General features: G+C 57.2%; 20 protein-coding genes. 19 read left to right on the plus strand and 1 reads right to left on the minus strand.

Features of this window, described 5'->3' with window-relative positions:
• The 13 genes from RI563_RS02515 to lpxC form a co-directional block, all read left to right on the plus strand.
• Positions 1-575 (plus strand): Mur ligase family protein (locus RI563_RS02515; protein ID WP_310692767.1); only part of this gene is annotated, 575 nt, incomplete at its 5' end.
• Positions 572-1,957, plus strand: coding sequence for a UDP-N-acetylmuramoyl-tripeptide--D-alanyl-D-alanine ligase (locus RI563_RS02520; protein WP_310692768.1), 1,386 nt, complete (start codon positions 572-574; stop codon positions 1,955-1,957). The genes RI563_RS02515 and RI563_RS02520, both read left to right, overlap by 4 nt.
• A complete protein-coding gene (gene mraY, locus RI563_RS02525; RefSeq protein ID WP_310692769.1) occupies positions 1,957-3,039 on the plus strand; it encodes a phospho-N-acetylmuramoyl-pentapeptide-transferase in 1,083 nt (360 codons plus the stop codon). The genes RI563_RS02520 and mraY overlap by 1 nt, the downstream gene beginning before the upstream one ends.
• Positions 3,040-3,063: 24 nt before the next feature.
• Positions 3,064-4,419, plus strand: a complete 1,356-nt coding sequence (gene murD, locus RI563_RS02530) for a UDP-N-acetylmuramoyl-L-alanine--D-glutamate ligase (protein ID WP_310692770.1) — start codon at positions 3,064-3,066, stop codon at positions 4,417-4,419.
• Positions 4,419-5,624 (plus strand): putative lipid II flippase FtsW, encoded by a 1,206-nt coding sequence (gene ftsW / locus RI563_RS02535; protein ID WP_310692771.1) that lies wholly within the window; start codon positions 4,419-4,421, stop codon positions 5,622-5,624. The genes murD and ftsW overlap by 1 nt, the downstream gene beginning before the upstream one ends.
• Positions 5,621-6,709, plus strand: a complete 1,089-nt coding sequence (gene murG, locus RI563_RS02540; RefSeq protein ID WP_310692772.1) for an undecaprenyldiphospho-muramoylpentapeptide beta-N-acetylglucosaminyltransferase — start codon at positions 5,621-5,623, stop codon at positions 6,707-6,709. Before ftsW ends, murG begins: the two co-directional genes overlap by 4 nt.
• The gene (gene murC / locus RI563_RS02545; protein ID WP_310692773.1) at positions 6,702-8,150 is read left to right on the plus strand and encodes a UDP-N-acetylmuramate--L-alanine ligase; all 1,449 of its coding nucleotides are present in this window, start codon (positions 6,702-6,704) and stop codon (positions 8,148-8,150) included. Before murG ends, murC begins: the two co-directional genes overlap by 8 nt.
• 4 nt (positions 8,151-8,154) lie before the next feature.
• Entirely contained in the window at positions 8,155-9,075 is a 921-nt protein-coding gene (gene murB, locus RI563_RS02550) for a UDP-N-acetylmuramate dehydrogenase (RefSeq protein ID WP_317622847.1), read from the plus strand.
• Positions 9,062-10,054, plus strand: a complete 993-nt coding sequence (locus RI563_RS02555) for a D-alanine--D-alanine ligase (RefSeq protein ID WP_310692775.1) — start codon at positions 9,062-9,064, stop codon at positions 10,052-10,054. The genes murB and RI563_RS02555 overlap by 14 nt, the downstream gene beginning before the upstream one ends.
• Complete coding sequence (locus RI563_RS02560) at positions 10,038-10,790, plus strand: cell division protein FtsQ/DivIB (protein ID WP_310692776.1); 753 nt, start codon at positions 10,038-10,040, stop codon at positions 10,788-10,790. Before RI563_RS02555 ends, RI563_RS02560 begins: the two co-directional genes overlap by 17 nt.
• Positions 10,791-10,813: 23 nt before the next feature.
• Positions 10,814-12,049, plus strand: a complete 1,236-nt coding sequence (ftsA, locus tag RI563_RS02565) for a cell division protein FtsA (RefSeq protein ID WP_310692777.1) — start codon at positions 10,814-10,816, stop codon at positions 12,047-12,049.
• 61 nt (positions 12,050-12,110) lie between these two features.
• Positions 12,111-13,253, plus strand: a complete 1,143-nt coding sequence (ftsZ, locus tag RI563_RS02570; RefSeq protein WP_310692778.1) for a cell division protein FtsZ — start codon at positions 12,111-12,113, stop codon at positions 13,251-13,253.
• A 232-nt stretch (positions 13,254-13,485) separates the two neighbouring features.
• Entirely contained in the window at positions 13,486-14,397 is a 912-nt protein-coding gene (lpxC, locus tag RI563_RS02575) for a UDP-3-O-acyl-N-acetylglucosamine deacetylase (RefSeq protein WP_310692779.1), read from the plus strand.
• Positions 14,398-14,552: 155 nt separating this feature from the next.
• On the opposite strand, the gene RI563_RS02580 is transcribed toward lpxC, so the two are convergent.
• Positions 14,553-15,005 carry a DUF721 domain-containing protein gene (locus RI563_RS02580; protein WP_310692780.1) on the minus strand — a complete coding sequence of 151 codons (453 nt, stop codon included), beginning with the start codon at positions 15,003-15,005 and terminating at the stop codon, positions 14,553-14,555.
• An 82-nt stretch (positions 15,006-15,087) separates the two neighbouring features.
• On the opposite strand from RI563_RS02580, the gene RI563_RS02585 reads away from it, so the two are divergent.
• The 6 genes from RI563_RS02585 to RI563_RS02610 all read left to right on the plus strand — a co-directional run bounded on the left by RI563_RS02585 (position 15,088) and on the right by RI563_RS02610 (position 23,060).
• Positions 15,088-16,023 (plus strand): M23 family metallopeptidase, encoded by a 936-nt coding sequence (locus RI563_RS02585; protein WP_411293563.1) that lies wholly within the window; start codon positions 15,088-15,090, stop codon positions 16,021-16,023.
• 33 nt (positions 16,024-16,056) lie between these two features.
• Positions 16,057-17,205, plus strand: coding sequence for a CapA family protein (locus RI563_RS02590; RefSeq protein WP_310692782.1), 1,149 nt, complete (start codon positions 16,057-16,059; stop codon positions 17,203-17,205).
• Positions 17,206-17,287: 82 nt separating this feature from the next.
• Positions 17,288-20,005 (plus strand): preprotein translocase subunit SecA, encoded by a 2,718-nt coding sequence (gene secA / locus RI563_RS02595; RefSeq protein ID WP_310692783.1) that lies wholly within the window; start codon positions 17,288-17,290, stop codon positions 20,003-20,005.
• Between the two features lie 11 nt (positions 20,006-20,016).
• Entirely contained in the window at positions 20,017-21,228 is a 1,212-nt protein-coding gene (gene argJ / locus RI563_RS02600) for a bifunctional glutamate N-acetyltransferase/amino-acid acetyltransferase ArgJ (protein ID WP_310692784.1), read from the plus strand.
• Between the two features lie 368 nt (positions 21,229-21,596).
• Positions 21,597-22,553 carry a Nudix family hydrolase gene (locus RI563_RS02605; RefSeq protein ID WP_310692785.1) on the plus strand — a complete coding sequence of 319 codons (957 nt, stop codon included), beginning with the start codon at positions 21,597-21,599 and terminating at the stop codon, positions 22,551-22,553.
• Positions 22,554-23,060: a hypothetical protein gene (locus RI563_RS02610; RefSeq protein WP_310692786.1), complete on the plus strand. Its 507-nt coding sequence runs from the start codon at positions 22,554-22,556 to the stop codon at positions 23,058-23,060. It begins immediately after the preceding gene.
• Positions 23,061-23,219 lie beyond the last annotated feature (159 nt).

The following is a 23,219-nucleotide window of genomic DNA, read 5'->3' on the forward strand; positions in this document are numbered from 1 at the left end:
ATTTCAATGTGAGCAATCTGCTGGCGGCACTGGGTGTGCTGCTTGGAAAGGGCATGGATTTTAGCGAGGCACTGGATCGGCTTTCCCGTGTCAGTACAGTCAGTGGTCGAATGGAGGCACTGGGCGGGGGTGAACTTCCGCTGGTCGTGATCGATTATGCACATACACCGGATGCATTACAGCATGTACTTGTTGCCCTGCGCGAGCACACCCGTGGCACTTTATGGTGTGTTTTCGGTTGCGGTGGAGAGCGTGATAGACAAAAACGTCCGTTGATGGGACAAATTGCGGAGCAGTTTGCCGACCGGGTAATTGTGACCAACGATAATCCGCGCCATGAGAACCCGGTCGATATTATCGAGCAGATATTGGCAGGTATGACAGCGCCGGATCGAGCCTATATCGAGCGCGATCGGCAACGGGCCATTGAGTCGGTGATCCAGGGTGCAACAGCGCAGGATGTCATTTTGATTGCCGGAAAAGGGCACGAAAACTACCAGACTATTGGCGATGAAACGCGGCCATTCAGTGATATGGCCGAGGCGCAACTGCAACTAAAGCGGTTAAAGGCATGATGACACACAGCAAAGACACTCCGGCGCAGGGCGTGCATATGAGTCTGTCACAGGCGGCAAAATTGCTGGGTGCAGACTATTGCGGTGCTGATGCTGATTTTTGCGGTGTCTCCACCGATACGCGGCAGATCGCCCCGGGGCAATTGTTTGTGGCGCTCAAGGGGCCAAATTTTGATGGGCACAATTTTGTTAACCAGGCGATCGAAAAAGGCGCCGTTGCATGTTTGCTTGAGCAGCCCGTCGAGGGCGTGAACGCAATCCTCGTTCCGGATACCCGGCTTGCTCTGGGAGAGCTGGCAGCACAATGGCGCCGGCAATTGCCCGTTAAAGTAGTTGGCATAACGGGCAGTAATGGCAAAACCACCGTCAAGGAGATGTTGGCTGCAATTCTGTCCCATGAGGGTGAAGTGCTGGCCACGCGCGGTAATCTGAACAACGATATCGGCATGCCGTTAACGTTGCTCGAGCTGGATGAGCGGCATGCCTATGCGGTGATCGAGATGGGGGCCAATCATCACGGCGAGATTGCCTATCTGACAAATATCGCTCAACCGGATGTGGCTCTTATCACCAATGCCGGCATGGCACATCTGGAGGGGTTTGGCAGTGTCGAGGGTGTGGCACAGGCCAAGGGTGAGATTTATGCAGGGCTCGGTAAAGATGGTATCGCGATTGTTAATCATGAAGATAAATATGCGGATTACTGGAAACAGTTAAATGCCGGACGAGAAGTCATCAGTTTCGGGCTTGGTGGGGAACCGGAAGTTAAAGCCGAGATTCGTATTCAGCAGACCGGGCAGGAACTGTCGATTACCACCGGACCGGGTGAAATAGCGGTCAATATGCAGTTACTTGGTAAACATAATGCCCTGAATGCCCTGGCGGCGACGGCCGCCGCAGTAGCAATGGATATCCCCTTGCATGCTATAAAACAGGGTCTTGAAAGTCTCTCAGCCGTTAATGGGCGATTGCAGCTCAAAAAAGGTATCAAAGGGAGCTGGCTTATTGATGATACCTATAACGCCAATCCAACTTCTTTGTATGCCGCGCTGGATGTGCTGAGTGAATTCCCGGGCAGGCACTTTCTTGCCCTGGGTGACATGGGTGAGCTCGGCGGCAATGCCGATAGTCTGCATGAAGATGCCGGTTTGTATGCCCGAAAAAGCGGGGTCGGATGTCTGTATACTCTTGGTGCCCTGGCACGTCACGCGGCTACAGCATTCGGCGATTCGTCATACAGCTTCGACAGTCATGCCGAAATGATCGAACAAATACAAAATGATCTGGCGCAGGATGTCACGCTGCTGGTCAAGGGATCACGTCGCATGCAAATGGAACGTGTTGTTGACGCGTGTACTGTGGAAAATAACAGGGGCGGGTAATGCTTTATCATTTAACACAATACCTGCAGGAGTTTTACAGCGGCTTCAACGTATTCAATTATTTGACGCTGCGGGCAATTCTGGGGGTCTTGACCGCCCTGGTTATCTCACTGCTTGTCGGGCCATGGATGATTCGTCGTTTGGGGACGTTCAGTCTCGGTCAACCGATTAGGGATGACGGCCCACAAACTCATTTGATCAAGGCGGGCACACCGACTATGGGCGGTGCCCTGATCTTGATCGCGATCGCCATCAGCACGCTATTATGGTCAGATCTGACCAATAGTTATGTCTGGGTGGTTATTCTGACAACCTTCCTGTTTGGCGTGATCGGCTGGATCGATGATTATAAAAAACTGATTAAAAAAGATCCGCGCGGTCTGATTGCGCGCTGGAAGTATTTCTGGCAGTCGGTTATCGCCATTGCCGTTGGTATCTATTTATACCAGACGGCACTGCCGGTCGAGAGAGAACTTATTGTGCCCTTTTTTAAGGGCATATCCATTGAAATGGGCATGATTACATATGTGTTGTTGACGTATTTTGTCGTTGTCGGGTCGAGCAATGCGGTGAACCTGACCGACGGTCTGGATGGTCTTGCGATATTGCCGACAGTCATGGTGGGTGGTGCGTTGGGCATATTCGCTTATGCATCAGGACATGCCGGCTTCTCTGAATATTTGCAAATTCCCAACATTCCCGGCGCCGGTGAACTGGTGATCTTTTGTGGCGCACTGGTCGGTGCGGGGCTCGGTTTTCTCTGGTTCAATACCTATCCGGCACAAGTTTTCATGGGGGATGTGGGAGCGTTGGCCCTGGGTGCCGCGCTGGGTGTTTTGGCCGTGGTCGTCCGACAAGAACTCGTTTTATTCATTATGGGCGGCGTATTTGTTGTGGAAACCCTTTCGGTTGTTTTGCAGGTTTTATCGTTCAAACTGACCGGCAAGCGAATATTCCGCATGGCACCGCTACACCATCATTTTGAATTAAAAGGCTGGCCCGAACCGAGGGTGATCGTGCGCTTCTGGATTATTACCGTCATTCTGGTTTTGATCGGTCTGGCGACGTTGAAGATTCGATAACTGATGCTGGCAACGCAGATGACAATGAGTAGACAGGCAATAGAGTACTTGCAAGGCAAGAAGGTCCTGATTGTCGGCCTGGGCCGGACGGGACTCTCCTGTGCGCGCTTTTTGTCGGCCTATGAAATTGATATTGCGATCACAGACAGTCGGGTCGAGCCACCCTCTCTGTCAGCATTACAGAAAGAGTTGCCGAATATGGCTGTGTTTGTCGGTGGCTTCGATGAGCTGGCATTCCGTCGTGCGGATATCATTCTGGTTAGTCCTGGAATCTCATTACGTGAGCCTCTGATTGCCGAAGCATGCGCCAGAGGCGCAAAAGTTATAGGTGATATCGAACTGTTCGCCTGGTTCGTCAATGTGCCAGTGGTGGCGATTACCGGATCCAATGGAAAAAGTACGGTGACCACCCTGGTCGGCGAGATGTTTCACAAAGCCGGTATCAAGGCAGGTGTAGGCGGCAATATCGGGAATCCTGCACTGGAACTGCTTAAAGAGGACAACCAGGCCTGTGTACTGGAACTGTCCAGCTTTCAGCTTGAGACCACCGAGTCACTGGATCCTGTCGCGGCAGCGTTACTCAATATCAGCGAAGATCACCTGGATCGTTATGACACACTGGCGGATTACACTGCTGCCAAGGCGCGAATTTTCTATGGCTCCGGGGCGCTGGTGGTCAATGCCGATGATGAACGTGTGATGGCTACGGCGGAGCTGTTCGCCGCCGGCCGCAAACTGGTTAGCTTCAGCCTTGGGGCGCCGAAAGCTGAACACTATGGTATATGCATGCAACAGAATCAACGCTGGCTATGTCGTGGTGAGCAGGCATTGATTGGCGTTGATGAACTGAAGATCACCGGTGAGCACAATCTTGCCAATGCGCTGGCCGCACTGGCTCTGGGCGAAGCGGCAGGATTGACGCTGCCCGCCATGCTAGAAGCGCTACGCGATTTTACAGGCTTGCCGCACCGTTGCCAGTGGGTCGGGGAAAAAGCGGGCGTGACCTGGATTAATGATTCGAAGGCCACCAATGTGGGGGCGGCGATCGCTGCCATCCATGGCGTACCGGGCGAGAAACTGGTGGTGATCCTGGGTGGGCAGGGCAAGGGCCAGGACTTTACAGCCCTGCGTGAGGTGATTGTCAACCGGGCAAGAGCCGTTGTGCTAATGGGCGAGGATGCTCGGCTGTTGCAACAGGAACTGGCTGACGTGACGACAATCGAACAGGCCAGCTCGATGCAAGATGCAGTTAACAAGTCCGTACATCTGGCGCAGCCCGGGGATACGGTTTTGCTGTCTCCCGCCTGTGCCAGTTTTGATATGTTCAGTGGCTTTGAACAGCGCGGCGACGCATTCGCCGAGAGCGTCAGGAGCCTGTGATGATTTCAGCGACACCGATATCAAAATTTTTTACTAAACCGCATGAACGAGAAGAGCAGCTACGGCTGTATGCCGTGCTGGATAAACAGCTTCTGGGTGTCGCGCTGTTTTTGTTGTTTCTGGGCCTGATTATGGTCGGATCGGCATCGACATCCATTGCCGAGAAGATGGTTGATGACCCGTTTCATTTTTTCTGGCGGCAGTTTGCCTATATGACAGTAGGCCTCCTGATTGCAGCGACAGTGCTGCGCGTACCCCTGGAAATCTGGGAAAAGAGCGGTCTGACATTGATCCTGTTAAGCATTCTGTTGCTGATGCTGGTGTTTGTGCCCGGACTGGGCCGTGAAGTGAACGGCAGTCAGCGCTGGATCATGCTTGGTCCACTTTCTTTGCAGGTCTCCGAGCTGGTCAAACTGTTTTCGGTTGTCTATCTGGCGGGCTATCTGGTTCGCCATCATGGCGAGGTTCGCTCGCGTGTAATGGGTTTCATGCGGCCATTGGTGTTACTGACGCTGCTGGGGCTTTTGTTGTTGCTCGAGCCTGACTATGGCGCCGTAGTTGTTTTGTTCCTGACTGCCTTTGGAATGATGTGGCTCGGCGGAGTACGTTTGAGCCAGTTTATATTGTTACTAATGTCACTGGCCGGCGCGTTGGCACTGCTTGCCCTGACTTCGCCCTATCGGTTACAGCGTCTGACCACGTTTCTGAATCCCTGGGCCGATCCCTATGACAGTGGTTTTCAGCTGACGCAGGCACTGATCGCCTTTGGGCGTGGAGAATGGCTGGGAGTGGGACTGGGATCGAGTATTCAGAAACTGTTCTATTTGCCGGAGGCGCATACCGACTTTCTGTTTGCTGTTATGGCCGAGGAGCTGGGATTGTTCATGGTGGCGCTGGTTGTTCTGGCCTATCTGTTTCTGGTCTTCAAGGCACTGAATATCGGTCGGCGAGCCGAGAAACGCGAGCAGCCTTTTTCCGGATATGTTGCCTACGGCATTGGTATCTGGGTTGGTTTGCAAGCGTTTATCAATATTGGTGTCAACATGGGTGTTTTACCCACCAAGGGCCTGACCCTGCCCCTGATGAGCTACGGTGGCAGCAGTTTAGTGGTTATGTGCGTGGCCGTCGCGCTGTTGCTTCGCATTGACTACGAAACCCGCAAATATGATCGCCGTAATACGTCGCCAAAAGGGAGGCGTGCATGAAACGCGATTCCCGGCGCATATTGATCATGGCTGGCGGAACTGGCGGACATGTCTTCCCGGCGCTGGCCGTTGCGCATTATTTGCAGGAGCAGGGTGTCGAAGTTCACTGGCTTGGAACCCGGCGTGGTATGGAGTCACAGCTTGTACCCCGGGCCGGTTTCAATATCCGCTTTATTTCAGTCAGTGGTTTGCGTGGAAAAAGGTTACCGGGACTGCTGCTGGCGCCCTTCAAGCTGTTTTATGCCCTGGCACAGGCACTGAATATTTGTCTGCGACTGAAGCCCGATGCGGTGCTGGGGATGGGCGGGTTTGTGACCGGCCCCGGCGGTCTGGCCGCCTGGCTGTTGCGTCGGCCATTGTTGATCCACGAACAAAATGCCATCCCCGGACTGACCAATCGCCTGCTTTCACACCTGGCCCTGCAGGTGATGGAAGCTTTCCCGGACAGTTTCGGCAAACATCGGGCGCTGCACACCGGCAATCCGATTCGCCGGGAGATTGTCGCGCTTGATGAACCGGCAAAACGCTTTACCACACACCAGGGGCCGATCCGGATACTGGTTATCGGCGGAAGCCTTGGCGCGCAGGCGCTCAATGAAACCGTGCCGGCGGCGGTGGCTCAACTGGCTGACGATATGCCGGTGACGATTCGGCATCAGGCCGGACGCGGCAAGCAGGAAGCTACTCAAGAGGCTTATAACAGGGCCGGTGTCAAAGCGGAGATTACAATGTTTATTGATGACATGGCCGAAGGATTTGGCTGGGCGGATCTGGTGATTTGCCGCGCCGGTGCCCTGACCGTGTCGGAACTGGCCGCAGCCGGGGTGGGGTCAGTGCTGGTGCCCTATCCCTACGCCGTGGACGATCATCAAACCGCCAATGCGGCCTATCTGCAACAGGTGGATGCGGCGAAAGTGATCGCTGCCGCAAGTTTTACAAGCGAACAACTGGCCTCGGTATTGCGGGAACTGTTTGAACAGGGCCGCGAAAGGCTGCTGTCGATGGCCCAACAGGCACGACAGCGGGCCATGCCGGATGCAACCCGGCTGGTGGGCCAGCACTGCCTGGAGGTGATGCATGGTTAAACAGGCACGGCGTATTACCGATCTGCCGAGCAGCCATGGGGAACCGGGCATGGGCCGGATCAAATGTATTCACTTTGTCGGTATTGGTGGTGTCGGCATGGGTGGCATTGCCGAAGTGTTGCTTAATCTCGGTTATGAAATAACCGGCTCGGATATTCATGAAAACGCGGTGACACGTCATCTCGGCCAGCTGGGTGCGTCCATTACGCTTGGCCATGCGGCGGAAAATATTCGCAACTGTGATGTCGTCGTGGTCTCCAGTGCTATCGTTTCGGAAAACCCGGAAGTGAAGGCTGCACTGGAACAACGTATTCCGGTTGTTCCCCGGGCGGAAATGCTGGCGGAGTTGATGCGGTTTCGTTACGGCATTGCGGTGGCCGGCACCCACGGCAAGACCACCACGACCAGCCTGGTCGCCAGTGTACTGGGCGAAGGTGGTGTGGACCCGACATTTGTTATTGGCGGGCGTCTCAACAGTGCCGGAACCCATGCCCGTCTCGGTGCAGGACGTTACCTGGTGGCCGAAGCGGATGAAAGCGATGCGTCCTTTATGCATTTGCAGCCAATGATGGCGATTGTGACCAACATCGATGCCGATCATATGGAAACTTATGGCGGTGATTTTGAAAAACTTCGCCAGACCTTCCTGGAATTTTTACATCACCTGCCATTTTACGGACTGGCAGTTGTCTGCATTGATGATGAAGAGATTCGTCATCTGATGCCCGTAATCAGTCGTCCGATGATTACTTACGGGTTGAGTGAAGGCGCGGACGTACGGGCAGTCAATATCACCCAGGCGGCAAACCAGACCCATTTCACCGTGATGCTACGCAGCAGCGGGGAAGAGATTGAAATTACCCTGAATATGCCGGGTCATCACAATGTGCTCAACGCCCTGGCGGCAATTGCCGTGGCGCATGAAATCGGCATTGATAATCAGGCGATTGCCCGGGCGCTGGGCAATTTTCAGGGCATCGGCCGCCGATTCCAGATTTATGGTGAATACCAACTGGAGCAGGGCCGCGTCATTCATGTGGATGATTATGGTCATCATCCCCGCGAAGTGGCCGCGACCATTCAGGCGATCCGTGCCGGCTGGCCGCAGCGGCGTCTGGTGGTTGTGTTTCAGCCGCATCGCTATACCCGCACCCGGGATTTATTCGAAGACTTTACCCGGGTGTTGTCCGAAGTGGACACCCTGGTGTTGCTCGAAGTTTATCCCGCCGGGGAAGCACCGATTACCGGCGCCGACGGTCGGTCATTAACCCGGGCGATTCGGATGCGCGGCCAGGTGGAACCCGTGTTTGTCGAGGAGCTCGATGAATTGCCTGCGATATTGAACGGGGTGTTACAGGATCAGGATATTTTGCTGACCCTTGGGGCCGGGAATATCGGAGCCGCGGCCGCCCGGCTCGAACAGCAGTTAAACGCACGCTAACGCTATGTTGCCGATGAACAGGACTGAGACAGAAATCATGCAGCTACGCGGGATCATGAAGCAAGACGAGCCGATGAGTCGCCACACCTCGTGGCGCGTGGGCGGTGTTGCCGAGTGTTTCTATCAGCCCGCGGACCTGGCCGATCTGCAGCAGTTATTGCAACAGCTGTCGACGGACGAACCGTTATTCTGGATCGGGCTGGGCAGCAATCTGCTGGTGCGCGACGGGGGCTTCCGGGGCACGGTGATCTGTACCAGCGGTGTACTCAACCGGATTGAATGGCTGGAAGGAGACCGGGTATATGCCGAAGCCGGACTGGCCTCGCCGCAACTGGCACGGCAAACCGCGAAACGCGGATTACGCGGCGCCGAGTTTCTCTGCGGGATACCGGGTACCTTCGGTGGTGCACTGGCCATGAATGCCGGTGCCATGGGCGGCGAGACCTGGAATATTGTCGAGTCGGTACAGGTCATCGAACGACAGGGCAACCTGAAAACCCGGTTGGCTGAAGAGTATGAAACCGGTTATCGCCAGGTCAGTGGACCTGCCGGTGAATGGTTTGTTGGCGCGACCCTGAAACTGGAAGCCGGGGATGCACAGGAAGGATTGCAAAAAATCAAACAACACCTGGCACGCCGTGGTGCCACGCAGCCGACCAGTCAGCCCACTGCCGGTTCGGTGTTTCGCAATCCCCCGGGGGATTATGCCGCGCGGCTGATCGAACAATGTGGATTGAAAAACACCTGTATCGGCGGAGCCTGTGTGTCGGAAAAACATGCCAATTTTATTATCAATACCGGAACCGCGACGGCCCGGGATATTGAATTGCTGATGTTACGTGTTGCCGATGAAGTCAAACAGACAACGGGTATCGAACTGATAAGGGAAGTGCAAATCGTCGGAGAGTCTGATGAGCCGTATTAACGACACCGCTAACGTGAAACCGCAGGCATTTGGCAAGGTGGCCGTCCTGATGGGTGGCTGGTCATCTGAGCGGGCCGTCTCATTGCGCAGTGGGCAGGCAGTGCTGGATGCCCTGTTGCGTTGTGGTGTCGATGCGCACGGAATCGATGTCAAAAAACAGACGGTTCTGCAGGAGCTGGAGAGCGGCAAGTTCGCTCGTGCCTTTATCGTACTGCATGGTCCTGGTGGGGAGGACGGCCGGATACAGGCAGTGCTTGAAATACTGGATATACCCTATACCGGCAGCGATGTACTCTCCTCGGCGCTGGGTATGGACAAGTTACGCAGCAAAATGATTCTCGAAGCGGCCGGTTTGCCTACACCCGATTATATGGTGCTGGATGACGATACCGACCCCGAGTATGTCGTGGCCAGTCTCGGACTGCCATTGATGGTGAAACCGGCCCTGGAAGGTTCAAGTATTGGCATGACCCGGGTCGATGAACCGCAACAAATGCGTGAGGCGTATGCGACTGCCGCGCAGTTTTCCGGTGCGGTGATTGCCGAGCGCTGGATCGAGGGCGGGGAATATACCGTCACCATTCTGGGTGAACAGGCCCTGCCGGTGATCAAGCTCGAGACACCCAATGCATTTTATGACTATGAGGCCAAATACCAGTCGGATCAGACCCGCTATCTGTGTCCCTGCGGCCTGAATGCTGAACAGGAAGGTCAGTTACAACGCCTGGCGCTGGCGGCTTTCAAGGCAGTGGGAGCCCGGGGCTGGGGGCGGGTCGATATTCTCTGCTCGGAAGATGGTAAACCGTGGGTCATTGAATTGAATACCGTACCGGGGATGACCGATCACTCACTGGTGCCGATGGCAGCGAAGGCCGTCGGAATGGATTTCGACCAGCTGGCCTATGCGATTCTTGCCCAGACCCTGGTGGGCCACAACGGCAACCGGCAACAAGGGGGTAACCATGTCGGTGCAGGCTAGACAAACTCTGCCGGTATCAACGTTAGCGAAGCTGGCGTTTCGACCCGGCCGTGCCCTGTTCATCGTGTCTGCGGTGATGCTGGCCGCGTTGCTGTACTGGGCTGTTGAGCAGTTGCTCAATCCGATGAATGTCCCGGTAAGCAAAATCCGGGTACAGGGCAGCTTTATGAATGTGACCGAAGACATGCTGGCACCACTGTCAAAACAGGTTTCGGGTGTTGGTTATTTCGATATCAATGTCGCCGCCATTCAGCAACAGGTTGAAAACCTGCCCTGGATCGAACAGGCGACCGTTCGCCGGATCTGGCCCGAGACATTGGCGATTCATTTTATCGAGCGCCAGCCTTTTGCGGTGTGGTCACAGGGCGGGTTGTTAAGTGTTCGTGGCGAGATATTCCGCCCGGAGCAATCGACCTACCCATCCGGATTGCCGGTATTTCACGGGCCAGAAAAGCTGCGGGAGAAAATGTTGAAATCTTACCAACAATTTTCCAGGTTGCTGGCCCCGCTGGGTATGCAGATCAGCGAGTTGAAACTGGACAGACGCCATTCCTGGCAGATCGATCTGCATAGTGGCATGCGCCTGAAACTGGGACGCGAACATGAATTTGAACGACTGGCACGGTTTGTTCGCAGTTATCCGCGGATCCAGACGCTGGAGCGAGGCAACGTCAAGCGGGTCGATCTGCGTTACACCAATGGCATGGCGGTCGCGTGGGAATCAAAAAGTGCATAAAAGCATTCGGGGAGTGGCAGTGAATGTCTAAGAAAACAGAAAAAAACCTGATCGTCGGGCTCGATATCGGCACCTCCAAGGTGGTCGCGATTGTCGGCGAGGTGACCCCGGAAAATGATATCGAGATTATCGGACTGGGATCGCACCCCTCCCGTGGCCTGAAAAAAGGGGTTGTGGTCAACATTGAATCCACCGTGCAGTCGATACAGCGGGCCGTGGAAGAAGCCGAACTGATGGCCGGCTGCCAGATTCATTCCGTCTATGCCGGGATCGCGGGCAGTCATATTCGCAGTCTCAACTCGCACGGTATCGTGGCGATTCGCGACAAGGAAGTGACACAGTACGATGTCGAACGGGTGATCGATGCAGCCAGAGCAGTGGCGATACCCGCTGATCAGAAGGTACTGCACATCATGCCGCAGGAATTCATCATCGACGATCAGGAAAGTATCCGTGAGCCGATTGGCATGTCCGGTGTGCGTCTGGAAGCCAAGGTGCATATGGTTACCGGCGCGGTGAGCGCCGCGCAGAACATTATCAAATGCGTCCGTCGCTGCGGACTGGAAGTGGACGACATCATTCTTGAGCAACTGGCCTCCAGCCATTCGGTATTGACCGAGGACGAAAAGGAGCTGGGGGTTTGCCTGGTGGATGTCGGCGGTGGCACCACCGACATCGCCGTGTTTACCGAAGGGGCGATTCGCCACACGGCGGTGATTCCCATCGCCGGCGATCAGGTGACCAATGACATTGCCGTGGCTCTGCGCACACCGACCCAGCATGCCGAAGAGATCAAGATCAAATACGCCTGCGCGCTGACCCAGTTGGCCAGTGCCGAGGAAACCATAGAAGTGCCGAGTGTGGGTGAACGGCCGGTACGCCGTCTGGCACGCCAGACCCTGGCTGAAGTGGTCGAGCCGCGCTACGAAGAACTGTTCACACTGATTCAGGCCGAGTTGCGTCGCAGCGGGTTTGAAGATTTATGCGCCGCCGGCATCGTGCTGACCGGGGGCAGTTCCAAGATGGAAGGCACGGTGGAACTGGCGGAAGAGATCTTCCACATGCCGGTACGCCAGGGTCTGCCGCAATATGTCAGTGGTCTGGTGGATGTGGTGCGTAACCCCATTTATTCCACCGGGGTCGGTTTATTGCTGTTCGGTTATCAGAATCGTGCCTTGCGTGATGCGGAAACACGCATGGGCGGTGGTTTTACAACCGTCATGCGACGGATGAAGAGCTGGTTTCAGGGAAATTTCTAAAGGATTTGTGACGTAGACACAATGTAACAACCAACTGCGTTGTCAGTGAGGAGGGGTAAAAATGTTTGAATTAATGGATACTTACAGTCAGAACGCCGTGATAAAAGTGATCGGTGTCGGGGGCGGTGGTGGTAATGCCGTCGAACACATGGTGGTCCAGAGTATCGAAGGGGTAGATTTCATCTGCGCCAACACCGATGCTCAGGCCATGAAAAACAGCTCTGCCAAGACCCTGTTGCAACTGGGTGGCGGTGTCACCAAGGGACTCGGGGCCGGCGCCAATCCGGAAACCGGTCGCAACGCGGCGATGGAAGATCGTGAACGCATCCAGGAAGTGCTGGAAGGCGCCGACATGGTCTTTATCACCGCCGGCATGGGTGGTGGAACGGGCACCGGTGGCGCACCGGTGGTGGCACAGATTGCCCGCGACATGGGGATTCTCACCGTCGCGGTCGTCACCAAGCCGTTTCCCTTTGAAGGCAAGAAGCGCATGGAAGTCGCGATGGCCGGGATGGATGAGCTCAAGCAGTACGTCGATTCGCTGATCACCATTCCCAACGAAAAACTGCTGAGTGTCCTGGGCAAGAACATCAGTCTGCTGGATGCCTTCAAGGCGGCCAATGATGTGTTGCTGGGCGCGGTGCAGGGCATTGCCGAACTGATCACTCGCCCGGGACTGATCAACGTGGACTTTGCCGACGTGCGCACCGTGATGTCCGAAATGGGCATGGCCATGATGGGATCCGGTCGGGCCTCCGGTGAAGAGCGGGCTCGGGAAGCGGCCGAAGCGGCGATTGCCAGTCCGTTACTCGAAGACGTCAACCTGGCCGGCGCGCGCGGGATTCTGGTCAATGTCACCGCCGGGATGGATATGTCTATTGGTGAATTCGAGGAGGTGGGTAACACCGTTAAGCAGTTTGCCTCGGAAAACGCGACTGTCGTGGTCGGTACCGTGATCGATCCGGCAATGTCCGGCGAGTTACGCGTGACGGTCGTGGCAACCGGTCTGGGCAACGAGCTCAAACAGGGCGACAAACCGAAACTGGTGGTCAACAAGAAGAACGATGGTGAAGTCGACTATAACCAGCTGGATCGTCCGACCGTGATGCGCAACAAGGGCTCGTCGGATGACAAGGGGCGTCAGGGAGACGGGAACATGGAGTATCTGGATATTCCGGCTTTTCTGCGGCGTCAGGCGGATTGATTCCGGACCCCGCGGGGGTCCCGCAAGCGGGCGGCAAAGATATGTGACCGGGGTATCAAGTTTTCAGATTCCCCGCCGCTGATGGGTATAAGTTGCTGTAAGATGTGAACTTGTTTTATTATGGACGTTTTCTTCCGGTGCTATACTTGCGCCACGCACTCGTTCGTAGTGAAACAGGCCCGAAACTTGCATCATCCAGGGAGACCTGCAATTCCAAAGGAGAATTTGGCTAGTGATTAACCAGCGTACACTGAAAAATGTCATTCGCGCAACCGGCGTGGGCCTTCACACCGGAGAAAAAGTCTACCTGACCCTTCGACCTGCCGCAGCGGATACGGGCATTGTTTTCAGGCGCGTGGATCTGCCGGAACCTGTTGAAATCCCTGCAGTTCCTGAAAATGTCGGCGACACGACTCTCTCCACGACCCTGATCAAGGATGGCGTGCGGGTCTCCACGGTCGAGCATCTGCTGTCGGCACTGGCCGGGCTGGGCATCGATAACGCCTATATTGATCTGAACGCCCCGGAAGTCCCGATTATGGATGGCAGCGCCGGGCCGTTTGTCTTTCTGGTGCAATCCGCCGGGATTCAGGAACAGAAGGCGCCAAAACGCTTCATCCGGATTAAAAAGCCGATCGTCGTCGAAGAGGACGACAAATGGGTCCGATTTGAGCCGTTTGAGGGGTTCAAGGTGGCTTTCACCATCGATTTTGATCACCCGGTTTTCAAGGATCAGAATCAGACCGCCGAAGTCGATTTTTCCACCACCTCTTTCGTGAAGGAAGTGAGCCGGGCCCGCACATTCGGTTTCATGAGCCAGATCGAGTCCCTGCGTGCCAATAATCTGGCGTTGGGCGGCAGCCTGGACAACGCCGTGGTAGTGGATGAATACCGGGTATTGAATGAAGATGGTCTGCGTTACGTGGACGAATTCGTCAAACACAAGATTCTGGATTCCATCGGCGATCTCTATTTGCTGGGTCACAGCCTGATCGGGGCCTTCAGCGGACACAAATCGGGCCACGCTCTCAATAACCGTCTGTTGCGGACCCTGCTGGCCAACAAGGAAGCCTGGGAAGAGGTGACATTCGAAGACCCGGCCAAGGCGCCGATCTCCTTTGTCCAGCCGGTACAGGCGACCTGAAATTCGTCGAAAAGGCAGTGATTGAACTTAAACGCCGGCGAATGCCGGCGTTTTTGTTACATCATCCCGTTAGCCTGAAAAACTCGCCCAACGTACTCCCCGCGTGATTCTCAGCGAAAGCTTATCTTTGTCGCCATTACAGTGAACGTGCTTGATTAATCTTCGGTACGGCGGGGTCGACCCAGACGTTGCAGGGCCGCGCGCAGGGCCGGGTCCTCGATTGCCTCGGCCATGGCGTGGATGTCCTGGCTGGCGGCAGGGCTGATTTCGCGTTGCGGCGGGGGTTTTTCCACCGGCGGCGGCGTGGCCGGGGCGACATGGATTTTTATGGATTTAAGTCCTTGTAAATCAGGGATATTTTGCTTAAGCTCTTGTAACAGAGTGGGAACATAATAACGCAAACGCGACGCCCAGACCGGGGAATCGACCTGAATCACCAGTTGTTCGCTGTCATAACGCGCGATCCGGCAGTGATCCGTCAACGGCTGATCGAGCACCGATAACAGCGACTGGTTGAGGCGACGCAGCTGGCGGGTGGTTGTGACGAGGTCCGCAAGCTGGTTCTTTTCCCCCTGCAGAAGCTTGTACAATGGTCTGGGAGAATTCATACTGGTTAATGAAAGGTTTGCCCTGTTAATCGGAAAATTCACTTTAACCTCACATTAAAATAACAAGAGCTGTGCTGTCACTATGAATATAGTTGTATTGAGACGCAATAAAGGAAGTTCAGGGTTGCTGACCCTGACCCGGCACCGCCTGATCAGCCTTGTTCTGGGGACGGTTATCGTGTTGCCGGCCGCATTTATCGGTGCGGGTTATTATCTGGGCGTCGCACATATGAAAGCGAACCCGGACGATCTGAACCTGGCCTTGCAATCGGAACTCGACGCGCAACGATTGAAAATTGAGGAAGTGACCCGTAATGCCCAGGAAAACATGGATGCACTGGCATTGCGTTTGGGCAACCTGCAATCGCATGTCGTCCGCCTGGATGCGCTCGGTCAGCGTCTGACCCAGATGGCCAATCTGGATAACGGCGAATTCAACTTCGAGCAGCCTCCGGCCCAGGGTGGTCCCCTTTCCAACAGCGATGACATGGCGGGCAGTTCCATGAACGTCCCGGATTTCCTCCAGTCCCTGCAAGAGCTTTCTTCCCAGATTGAGGACCGCAGCCAGCAGCTCGGCGTCCTCGAAGACATGCTGATGACCCGTAACCTGCAGGCCGAAGTGGTCCCGGCGGGACGACCCATCACTCGTGGCTGGTTATCCTCCTATTACGGCATGCGTACCGATCCCTTCAGTGGCCGCCGTGCTCACCATTCGGGCATCGACTTTGCCGGTAAAGAAGGCTCTGATGTCGTGGCGGTCGCCGCCGGGGTGGTAACCTATTCCGGCAAGCGTTCCGGTTACGGGCGACTGGTCGAGGTGAATCACGGCAAAGGTTATGTCACCCGCTACGGCCACAACAAGGAGCATCTGGTGGAAGTTGGCGATACGGTTAAAAAAGGCCAGGTGATCGCCAGGATGGGATCTTCCGGGCGTTCCACCGGTCCCCATGTTCATTTCGAAGTGCTGGTTAACGGTCGCGCGGTTGATCCGAAAAAGTATATTCTCGCCAGCAAATAAGTCGTTGTTCCGCTCTTATTGCGCTTGACCGGCATGTCAGTTCGTCTGCCCCAGTTACTCGCCCTGCTGCCGGTGCTGTGGCTCGGCGCCTGCGCCGCCCCGGCACCGGTTGCTCCTGAAAAACCTGCTTCTCACGCCCCCGTTCAGTTTCCGGCCCCGGTGTTAACCGTTGCGGCGGTCGGCGATGTGATGCTGGGCACCGATTTTCCGCGTAATCGCCTGCCGCCCCGCGATGGTGCACAACTGCTGGACGATGCCGCCCCGGTGCTGCGGGCGGCGGACGTTGCTTTCGGCAATCTCGAAGGGGTTCTGCTTGATGGCGGTGAGCCGGTGAAAAAGTGCAACGATCCGGCCGCCTGTTATCTGTTTCGCTCACCGGCCCGCTATGCCTCCCATCTGCGCGATGCCGGCTTCACGCTTATGAGTCTGGCCAATAACCACGCCCGCGATTTTGGCGAGGCGGGCCGCTCGGCCAGCATGCGGATCCTGCGCGAGCACGGCATCCGGCACAGCGGTCGCCATGGCGATGTCGCCCGCTGGGAAGTCAATGGTGTGCGAATAGCGGCAATTGCCTTTGCGCCGTTTATCGATTCGCACGATATGCTGGATACGGCCCGCATGGTGGGGCTGGTCAGCGGGCTCAAGCGGCAGCATGATATCGTGCTGGTTTCTTTCCATGGTGGTGCCGAGGGGGAAGCGGCCCTGCATCTGCCGTTTGCCGAGGAGCGCTATTATGGTGAACGGCGCGGGGATGTGGTCGCCTTTGCCCGACGCGCGGTGGAAGCCGGGGCGGATCTGGTGATCGGCCACGGCCCCCATGTTCCGCGCGCCATGGAGCTGTATCGCGGGCGCCTGATTGCCTACAGTCTGGGCAACTTCGCCACGTATCTTGGCATGAACGTGCGCGGCGTGAACGGTCTGGCGCCATTACTCGAGGCGCAGCTGGCCGCCAATGGCCGGTTTGTGCAAGGACGGATCCATGCTTTTGTTCAGCAACGTCCGCGGGGCCCGGTGCGGGACGCGCAGCAACAGGTGGTGCGGCTCATGGCGCGGCTGAGTGCCGACGATATTGCCAGACCGTCCCTGGCGTTTGATCGCCACGGCTATCTTTATCCGCGCGATGAACCTTTCGTGCCGGAGGCGGACAAAGCCAGCGACGACAGGTACAATACCCCTTTTTAACAGGGCAAAGCCGTTTTCCCCGGCGTGAATTATCAAATCAGTAAGTGAGTCCTCACATCAAAGGCTCACCACAGGCAAATATATGCTCAAAACAGTATTCAAGAAAGTCTTCGGCAGTCGCAACGAGCGGCTGGTTAAACAGATGGGTAAAACCGTCGAGCGGATCAACGCGCTGGAATCCGAGCTCCAGGCGCTTTCCGACGACGCCCTGCGAAGCAAGACCGCGGAATTTCGTCAGCGCCTGGCAGAGGGCACCAAACTGGACGATCTGCTGCCGGAGGCGTTCGCGGTAGTGCGCGAGGCGGCGCAGCGGGTACTGGGCCTGCGCCATTACGATGTGCAGCTGGTTGGCGGCATGGTGTTGCATCAGGGCAAGATTGCCGAAATGCGTACCGGCGAGGGCAAGACCCTGATGGCGACTCTGCCCTGCTATCTGAATGCCCTGCCGGAGACTGGCGTGCACGTGGTGACCGTCAACGACTATCTGGCTCAGCGTGATGCCGAGTGGATGGGGAAGGTGTACGAGTTTCTTGGTATGACCGTCGGCACCATCGGTTCGGGGATGCCGTTCGAGGACAAGAAAGCCGCCTACGCGGCGGACATTACCTACGGGACCAACAACGAATTCGGTTTTGATTATCTGCGCGACAACATGGCCTTCAGCAAGGAGGAGCAGTTCCAGCGCAACCTGGGCTTTGCCGTCATCGACGAGGTGGATTCAATCCTGATCGACGAAGCGCGCACCCCGTTGATTATCTCCGGCCCCTCCGAGGACAGCTCCGAGCATTATTACAAGATCAATGCCCTGGTTCCCAGACTGACCAAACAGGAAGAAGAGGACGGCCCCGGCGATTACAGTGTCGAGGAAAAGAACAAGCAGATCTATCTGACCGAAGAAGGGCATCAGCGCGTTGAAGAGCTGCTGACCGAGGCCGGCTTGCTGGGCGAAGGCGAGAGCCTGTATGACGCCACCAACATCGGCCTGCTGCATCACGTCAATGCCGCGCTGCGCGCTCACGTATTGTTCCAGAAAGATGTCGATTACATCGTGCAGAACAACGAGATCGTCATCGTCGATGAATTTACCGGCCGCACCATGCCCGGCCGGCGCTGGTCCGACGGCCTGCATCAGGCGGTGGAAGCCAAGGAAGGCGTGGAAATCCAGCGCGAGAACCAGACCGTCGCTTCGATCACCTTCCAGAACTTTTTCCGGCTCTACGATAAGCTGTCGGGCATGACCGGCACCGCCGATACCGAGGCGTATGAGTTCCAGACGATCTATGGTCTGGAAGTGGTGGTCATCCCGACCCACAAGCCGATGATTCGCCAGGATATGGTGGACAAGGTTTACCTGACCCAGCCGGAAAAATATCAGGCGGTGCTGGATGATATCCGTGACTGTCGCCAGCGTGGTCAGCCGGTCCTGGTCGGTACGACCTCCATCGAAGTGTCCGAGTTTCTCTCCGGGGTGTTGAAAAAAGAAGATGTCTCCCACGAAGTTCTCAATGCCAAACAGCATGAGCGGGAAGCGGATATCATCGCCCAGGCCGGGAGTCCCGGCGCGGTCACCATTGCGACCAACATGGCCGGTCGCGGGACCGACATTGTCCTCGGTGGCAACGAGGATGCCGCGCTGGCCGGAATCGATGAGAGTGATGAGGTGGCCCGCGAGCGCGCCCACAAGGCGTGGCAACAACGTCACGATCAGGTAGTGGCCGCCGGCGGTCTGCATATCATCGGTACCGAACGCCACGAATCCCGGCGTATCGACAACCAGCTGCGTGGCCGTTCCGGACGCCAGGGCGATCCCGGCTCCTCGCGTTTTTATCTGTCGCTGGAAGACAGCCTGATGCGTATCTTTGCCTCGGAAAAAGTCTCGTCGTTGATGCAACGTCTGGGGATGAAAGAAGGCGAGTCCATCGAACATCCGTGGGTCAGTCGCGCCATCGAAAATGCCCAGCGTAAGGTCGAGGGCCACAACTTCGATCTGCGCAAGCAACTGCTCGAATACGACGATGTGGCCAACGATCAGCGCAAGGTGATTTACGAACAGCGTAACGAGCTGCTTTCCTCCGACGACATCAGCGACACCGTCAAGGCGGTCCGCGGGGACGTGGTTCCCAGCATGGTCAGCCTCTACGTGCCGCCGCAGAGCATCGAGGAGCAGTGGGATCTGCCGGGCCTCGAGGAGATGATAGAGGCCGAGTTCGCCGTCAAGCTGCCGGTGCGCCAGTGGCTGGAAGAAGACGACAGTCTGCACGAAGAATCCCTGCGTGAGAAAATTCTGGCCGAGATCGAGGCCGCCTATGCCGCCAAGGAGGCCAGCGTCGGTAGCGAAGTCATGCGCCAGGTCGAAAAGGCGGTGATGCTGCAGGTGCTCGACGGCCAGTGGCGCGAACATCTGGCGATGATGGATCAGCTGCGCCAGGGGATTCACCTGCGCGGTTATGCCCAGAAGAATCCCAAGCAGGAATACAAACGCGAATCCTTCCAGTTGTTCTCCGAAATGCTGGATCGCATCAAGCAGGAAACGATTACCACGCTCAGTCGTCTGCAAGTGCGCAGCGAGGACGACGTGGAGGCCCTGGAAGAACAGCGCCGTCGCCAGCAGCATGCCGAGGCGATGGAGTTTCAGCACCGGGAAGTCAGCGCCATGGAAGAAGGGCAGGAGGAAGCCTCGTCGGACGAAACCGCCACTGCAGCGCCGTACGTGCGCGAGGGGCGCAAGGTTGGCCGTAATGAACCCTGTCCCTGTGGCTCCGGTAAGAAATACAAACACTGCCACGGCCAACTGAGCTGAACGGGCCAGGTATGGCGGACACGGATCAGGCTCTGGCGTTTGAACCGGTCCCCGGTATCCGGCTGGGGACCGCCTGTGCCGGTATCAAAAAGCCCGGCCGCCGCGATCTGGTGGTCATGGAGCTGGCCCCGCACAGCCAGAGTGCCGCCGTGTTCACCCGCAACGCCTTTTGTGCCGCGCCGGTGACGGTGGCGCGTGAACATCTGCAACAGGCCGCGCCACGCTATCTGCTGATCAACACCGGCAACGCCAACGCCGGCACCGGCGCCGCCGGGCTGGCCGATGCCCGCCAGTGCTGTGCAGCACTGGCCGAACAGGTCGGCTGTCAGCCGCATGAGGTATTGCCATTTTCCACCGGCGTGATCGGCGAGCCGTTGCCGGTGACGCGGATTACCGGGGGCCTGCCGGCCGCCTGTGCGGCCCTCAGTGAGGCGGGCTGGCACGACGCCGCCTACGGCATTCTGACTACCGACACCGTCCCCAAGCTCGTCTCACGCCGTCTTGAGCTGGACGGGCGCCCGATCACCGTTACCGGCATGGCCAAGGGCAGCGGCATGATCCGCCCCGATATGGCAACCATGCTGGCCTATATCGCCACCGATGCGGCCGTCGACCAGCCCCTGCTGCAGAACCTGCTGCAACAGGCCGTGGACCGCTCCTTCAACCGCATCACGGTCGATGGCGACACCTCCACCAATGACGCCTGCCTGCTGGTGGCAACCGGTGCAAGCGGTCTGCAGGTGACTGCTGACAGCGAGGCTGCCCACCAGCTGGGTGAAGCGGTGGCGGCGGTCTGTATCGAGCTGGCCCGGGCCATCGTGCGCGACGGTGAAGGGGCGACCAAATTGATCAATATCGTAGTCAACGGCGGACGCGACGAGGCCGAGTGTCTGGCCGTGGCCTATACCCTCGCTCACTCGCCACTGGTCAAAACCGCCTTTTTCGCCAGCGATCCCAACTGGGGACGCCTGCTGGCGGCGGTCGGCCGGGCCGGCGTCGCGGAGCTGGACGTGGAACGGGTCCGCCTGTGGCTGGACGACGTGCTGCTGGCCGAGGCGGGCGGACGCGCCGCCAGCTATACCGAGGAGCAGGGCCAGTGGGTCATGCAGCAACCGGAGATCACGGTCACGGTGGATCTGCAGCGCGGCGAAGCGACGGCCACGGTCTGGACCTGTGACTTCTCCTACGACTATGTCCGCATCAACGCCGAGTACAGAACTTAGCAATCCGCCGATCAGCTCATCTTGGCTAGCGGCGCTGGATATAACGCGGAGGGCGCGGAGTCGCAGAGGCGCGGAGAAGTTCAGTTGAAAAGCGGTTGTAGGTCACGCTGGCGATAGCCTGCGTGATATATCACTGATAATGCTCAATAAACTGCTCCCTCGGTGGTTAATTTGTTATGCAATGCGAGAAGACAACAGATGAACTCTCGCAGAGAAGTTCAATTGAAAACCGATCCGCTTCTCAAAATTTCAGCCAAACAAAATGAATGATGTAATTTTAACGCCAGAAACCATTTTTACTCCGCGCCTCTGCGACTCCGCGTCCTCTGCGTTTGATTCCTACCTGGAAAAATGAGGTCTGACTTTTTATGTCGACGATGTCTGAAGTGATTCATGTCGCTGCAGGCGTGATTTACAACGCTGTCGGCGAGGTGTTGCTGGCCCGGCGTGCTGATAATCGTGATCAGGGCGGGCTGTGGGAGTTTCCCGGGGGCAAGATCGAAGTCGATGAGGCGGTGGAAGAGGCACTGGCCCGCGAACTGCTTGAGGAGGTTGGGATCACGGTAAGTCACAGTGAGCCGTTGATCCGCATCCCGCATGATTATGCCGATCGCACGGTCGTGCTGGATGTCCATGTGGTGCGGAACTTTACCGGCGAGGCGCACGGGCGCGAGGGGCAGCCGGTGCGCTGGGTGGCGCCGGAACAGCTGAACGACTATGCCATGCCCGCCGCCAACCGGCCGATTGTGAACGCCGTGCGCCTGCCTGCCGAGTGCCTGATTACCCCGCCGGTCGAAAGCGAGGAACAATGGCTGTCCGTGTTGAAAAAGAGCCTGCAACAGGGGGTGCGGCTGGTTCAGTTGCGACTCAAGGATCTGGCGGCGGATCGGGTCGATGCGCTGGCGCGCAAGGCGCTGGCGCTGTGTCATGCTCACGATTGCCGGGTATTGCTCAATGCCGACCCGGAGCCGTTCACCTATCTGCCGGTGGACGGCTTTCACCTGCCCGCCAGCGCCCTGTCCCGTTATTCCACCCGGCCGGTGGCGGAAGATCACTGGTTCTCGGCGTCGATCCATAACCCGGCCGAGCTGAGACAGGCGACCCGGCTGGGCGTGGATCTTGGTTTTGTGGCCCCGGTGCAGGCGACCCGAACCCATCCCGATGCGATACCGCTGGGCTGGGCCGGTTTTGCGGAACTGGCCGGGGCCGCCGGGTTTCCGGTGTACGCCCTGGGCGGCATGCAGCGTCGAGACATAGCCCTGGCGCGCCAGTATGGCGGACAGGGCATTGCCGGGATTCGATTGTTTATTGAGGGAGAAGAGTAAATGTCACCGCTGGTTAAAACAGGAGGCTTGTTACTGCTGGTCGTGCTGATCGCCATTGTCGGCGGTTACAGCTGGGTTGCCATCTATCAGACCGATAGCGACGCTGCCCCGGCAGCGCCGGTTGAAACCGTGTCGATGCAGGTGACGGAAACCGCCTGCCAGAAGACGCGGGCCGCCTGCCGGGCCACCCATCCGGAGCTGGGTGACATTGCGCTGCGGTTTCCCGAGGGTGCCTATTACATGCAGCGCTTCGAAACCGAACTGCATCTGGCGAAGGCCACTGAACTCGATCAGGTCACGCTGGATCTGGATATGACCGACATGGACATGGGGCGCAACCGCTTCAAATTGTCACCGGCCGGGGACGGCATCTGGCGGGGCGAACTGCTGTTGCCCATCTGCGTCACGGGGCGGGTCGACTGGCAAGTTCGGGTGCAGCTGGATACGGCGGGGCGACGCTATGAAGCGGTGTTTCCATTAAACGTCACGCGCGCCCCGGAGCAGTGACGAGGGGCGAGGTACGAGTGACGAGGAAACCAGACATCAGACATCCAGTCACTCCCGGGCGTAGGTCACGCTGGCGACAGCCTGCGTGACACCCTGCGAATAGAAGGGTGTCAGGTAGCGCTCTGCGCAACCTGACCTACCGTACTTAGAACTTAGAAC

It is taken from the genome of Thiohalophilus sp., assembly GCF_031581315.1.
Classification (GTDB): domain Bacteria; phylum Pseudomonadota; class Gammaproteobacteria; order UBA6429; family Thiohalophilaceae; genus Thiohalophilus.

Excerpts from the sequence above, each read along its gene's own strand:
- RI563_RS02520 (WP_310692768.1), top strand. The coding sequence starts at position 572 with ATGATGACACACAGCAAAGACACTCCGGCGCAGGGCGTGCATATGAGT.
- mraY (WP_310692769.1), top strand. The coding sequence starts at position 1,957 with ATGCTTTATCATTTAACACAATACCTGCAGGAGTTTTACAGCGGCTTC.
- murD (WP_310692770.1), top strand. The coding sequence starts at position 3,064 with ATGAGTAGACAGGCAATAGAGTACTTGCAAGGCAAGAAGGTCCTGATT.
- ftsW (WP_310692771.1), top strand. The coding sequence starts at position 4,419 with ATGATTTCAGCGACACCGATATCAAAATTTTTTACTAAACCGCATGAA.
- murG (WP_310692772.1), top strand. The coding sequence starts at position 5,621 with ATGAAACGCGATTCCCGGCGCATATTGATCATGGCTGGCGGAACTGGC.
- murC (WP_310692773.1), top strand. The coding sequence starts at position 6,702 with ATGGTTAAACAGGCACGGCGTATTACCGATCTGCCGAGCAGCCATGGG.
- murB (WP_317622847.1), top strand. The coding sequence starts at position 8,155 with ATGTTGCCGATGAACAGGACTGAGACAGAAATCATGCAGCTACGCGGG.
- RI563_RS02555 (WP_310692775.1), top strand. The coding sequence starts at position 9,062 with ATGAGCCGTATTAACGACACCGCTAACGTGAAACCGCAGGCATTTGGC.
- RI563_RS02560 (WP_310692776.1), top strand. The coding sequence starts at position 10,038 with ATGTCGGTGCAGGCTAGACAAACTCTGCCGGTATCAACGTTAGCGAAG.
- ftsA (WP_310692777.1), top strand. The coding sequence starts at position 10,814 with ATGTCTAAGAAAACAGAAAAAAACCTGATCGTCGGGCTCGATATCGGC.
- ftsZ (WP_310692778.1), top strand. The coding sequence starts at position 12,111 with ATGTTTGAATTAATGGATACTTACAGTCAGAACGCCGTGATAAAAGTG.
- RI563_RS02580 (WP_310692780.1), bottom strand. The coding sequence starts at position 15,005 with ATGAATTCTCCCAGACCATTGTACAAGCTTCTGCAGGGGGAAAAGAAC.
- RI563_RS02585 (WP_411293563.1), top strand. The coding sequence starts at position 15,088 with ATGAATATAGTTGTATTGAGACGCAATAAAGGAAGTTCAGGGTTGCTG.
- RI563_RS02590 (WP_310692782.1), top strand. The coding sequence starts at position 16,057 with ATGTCAGTTCGTCTGCCCCAGTTACTCGCCCTGCTGCCGGTGCTGTGG.
- secA (WP_310692783.1), top strand. The coding sequence starts at position 17,288 with ATGCTCAAAACAGTATTCAAGAAAGTCTTCGGCAGTCGCAACGAGCGG.
- argJ (WP_310692784.1), top strand. The coding sequence starts at position 20,017 with ATGGCGGACACGGATCAGGCTCTGGCGTTTGAACCGGTCCCCGGTATC.
- RI563_RS02605 (WP_310692785.1), top strand. The coding sequence starts at position 21,597 with ATGTCGACGATGTCTGAAGTGATTCATGTCGCTGCAGGCGTGATTTAC.
- RI563_RS02610 (WP_310692786.1), top strand. The coding sequence starts at position 22,554 with ATGTCACCGCTGGTTAAAACAGGAGGCTTGTTACTGCTGGTCGTGCTG.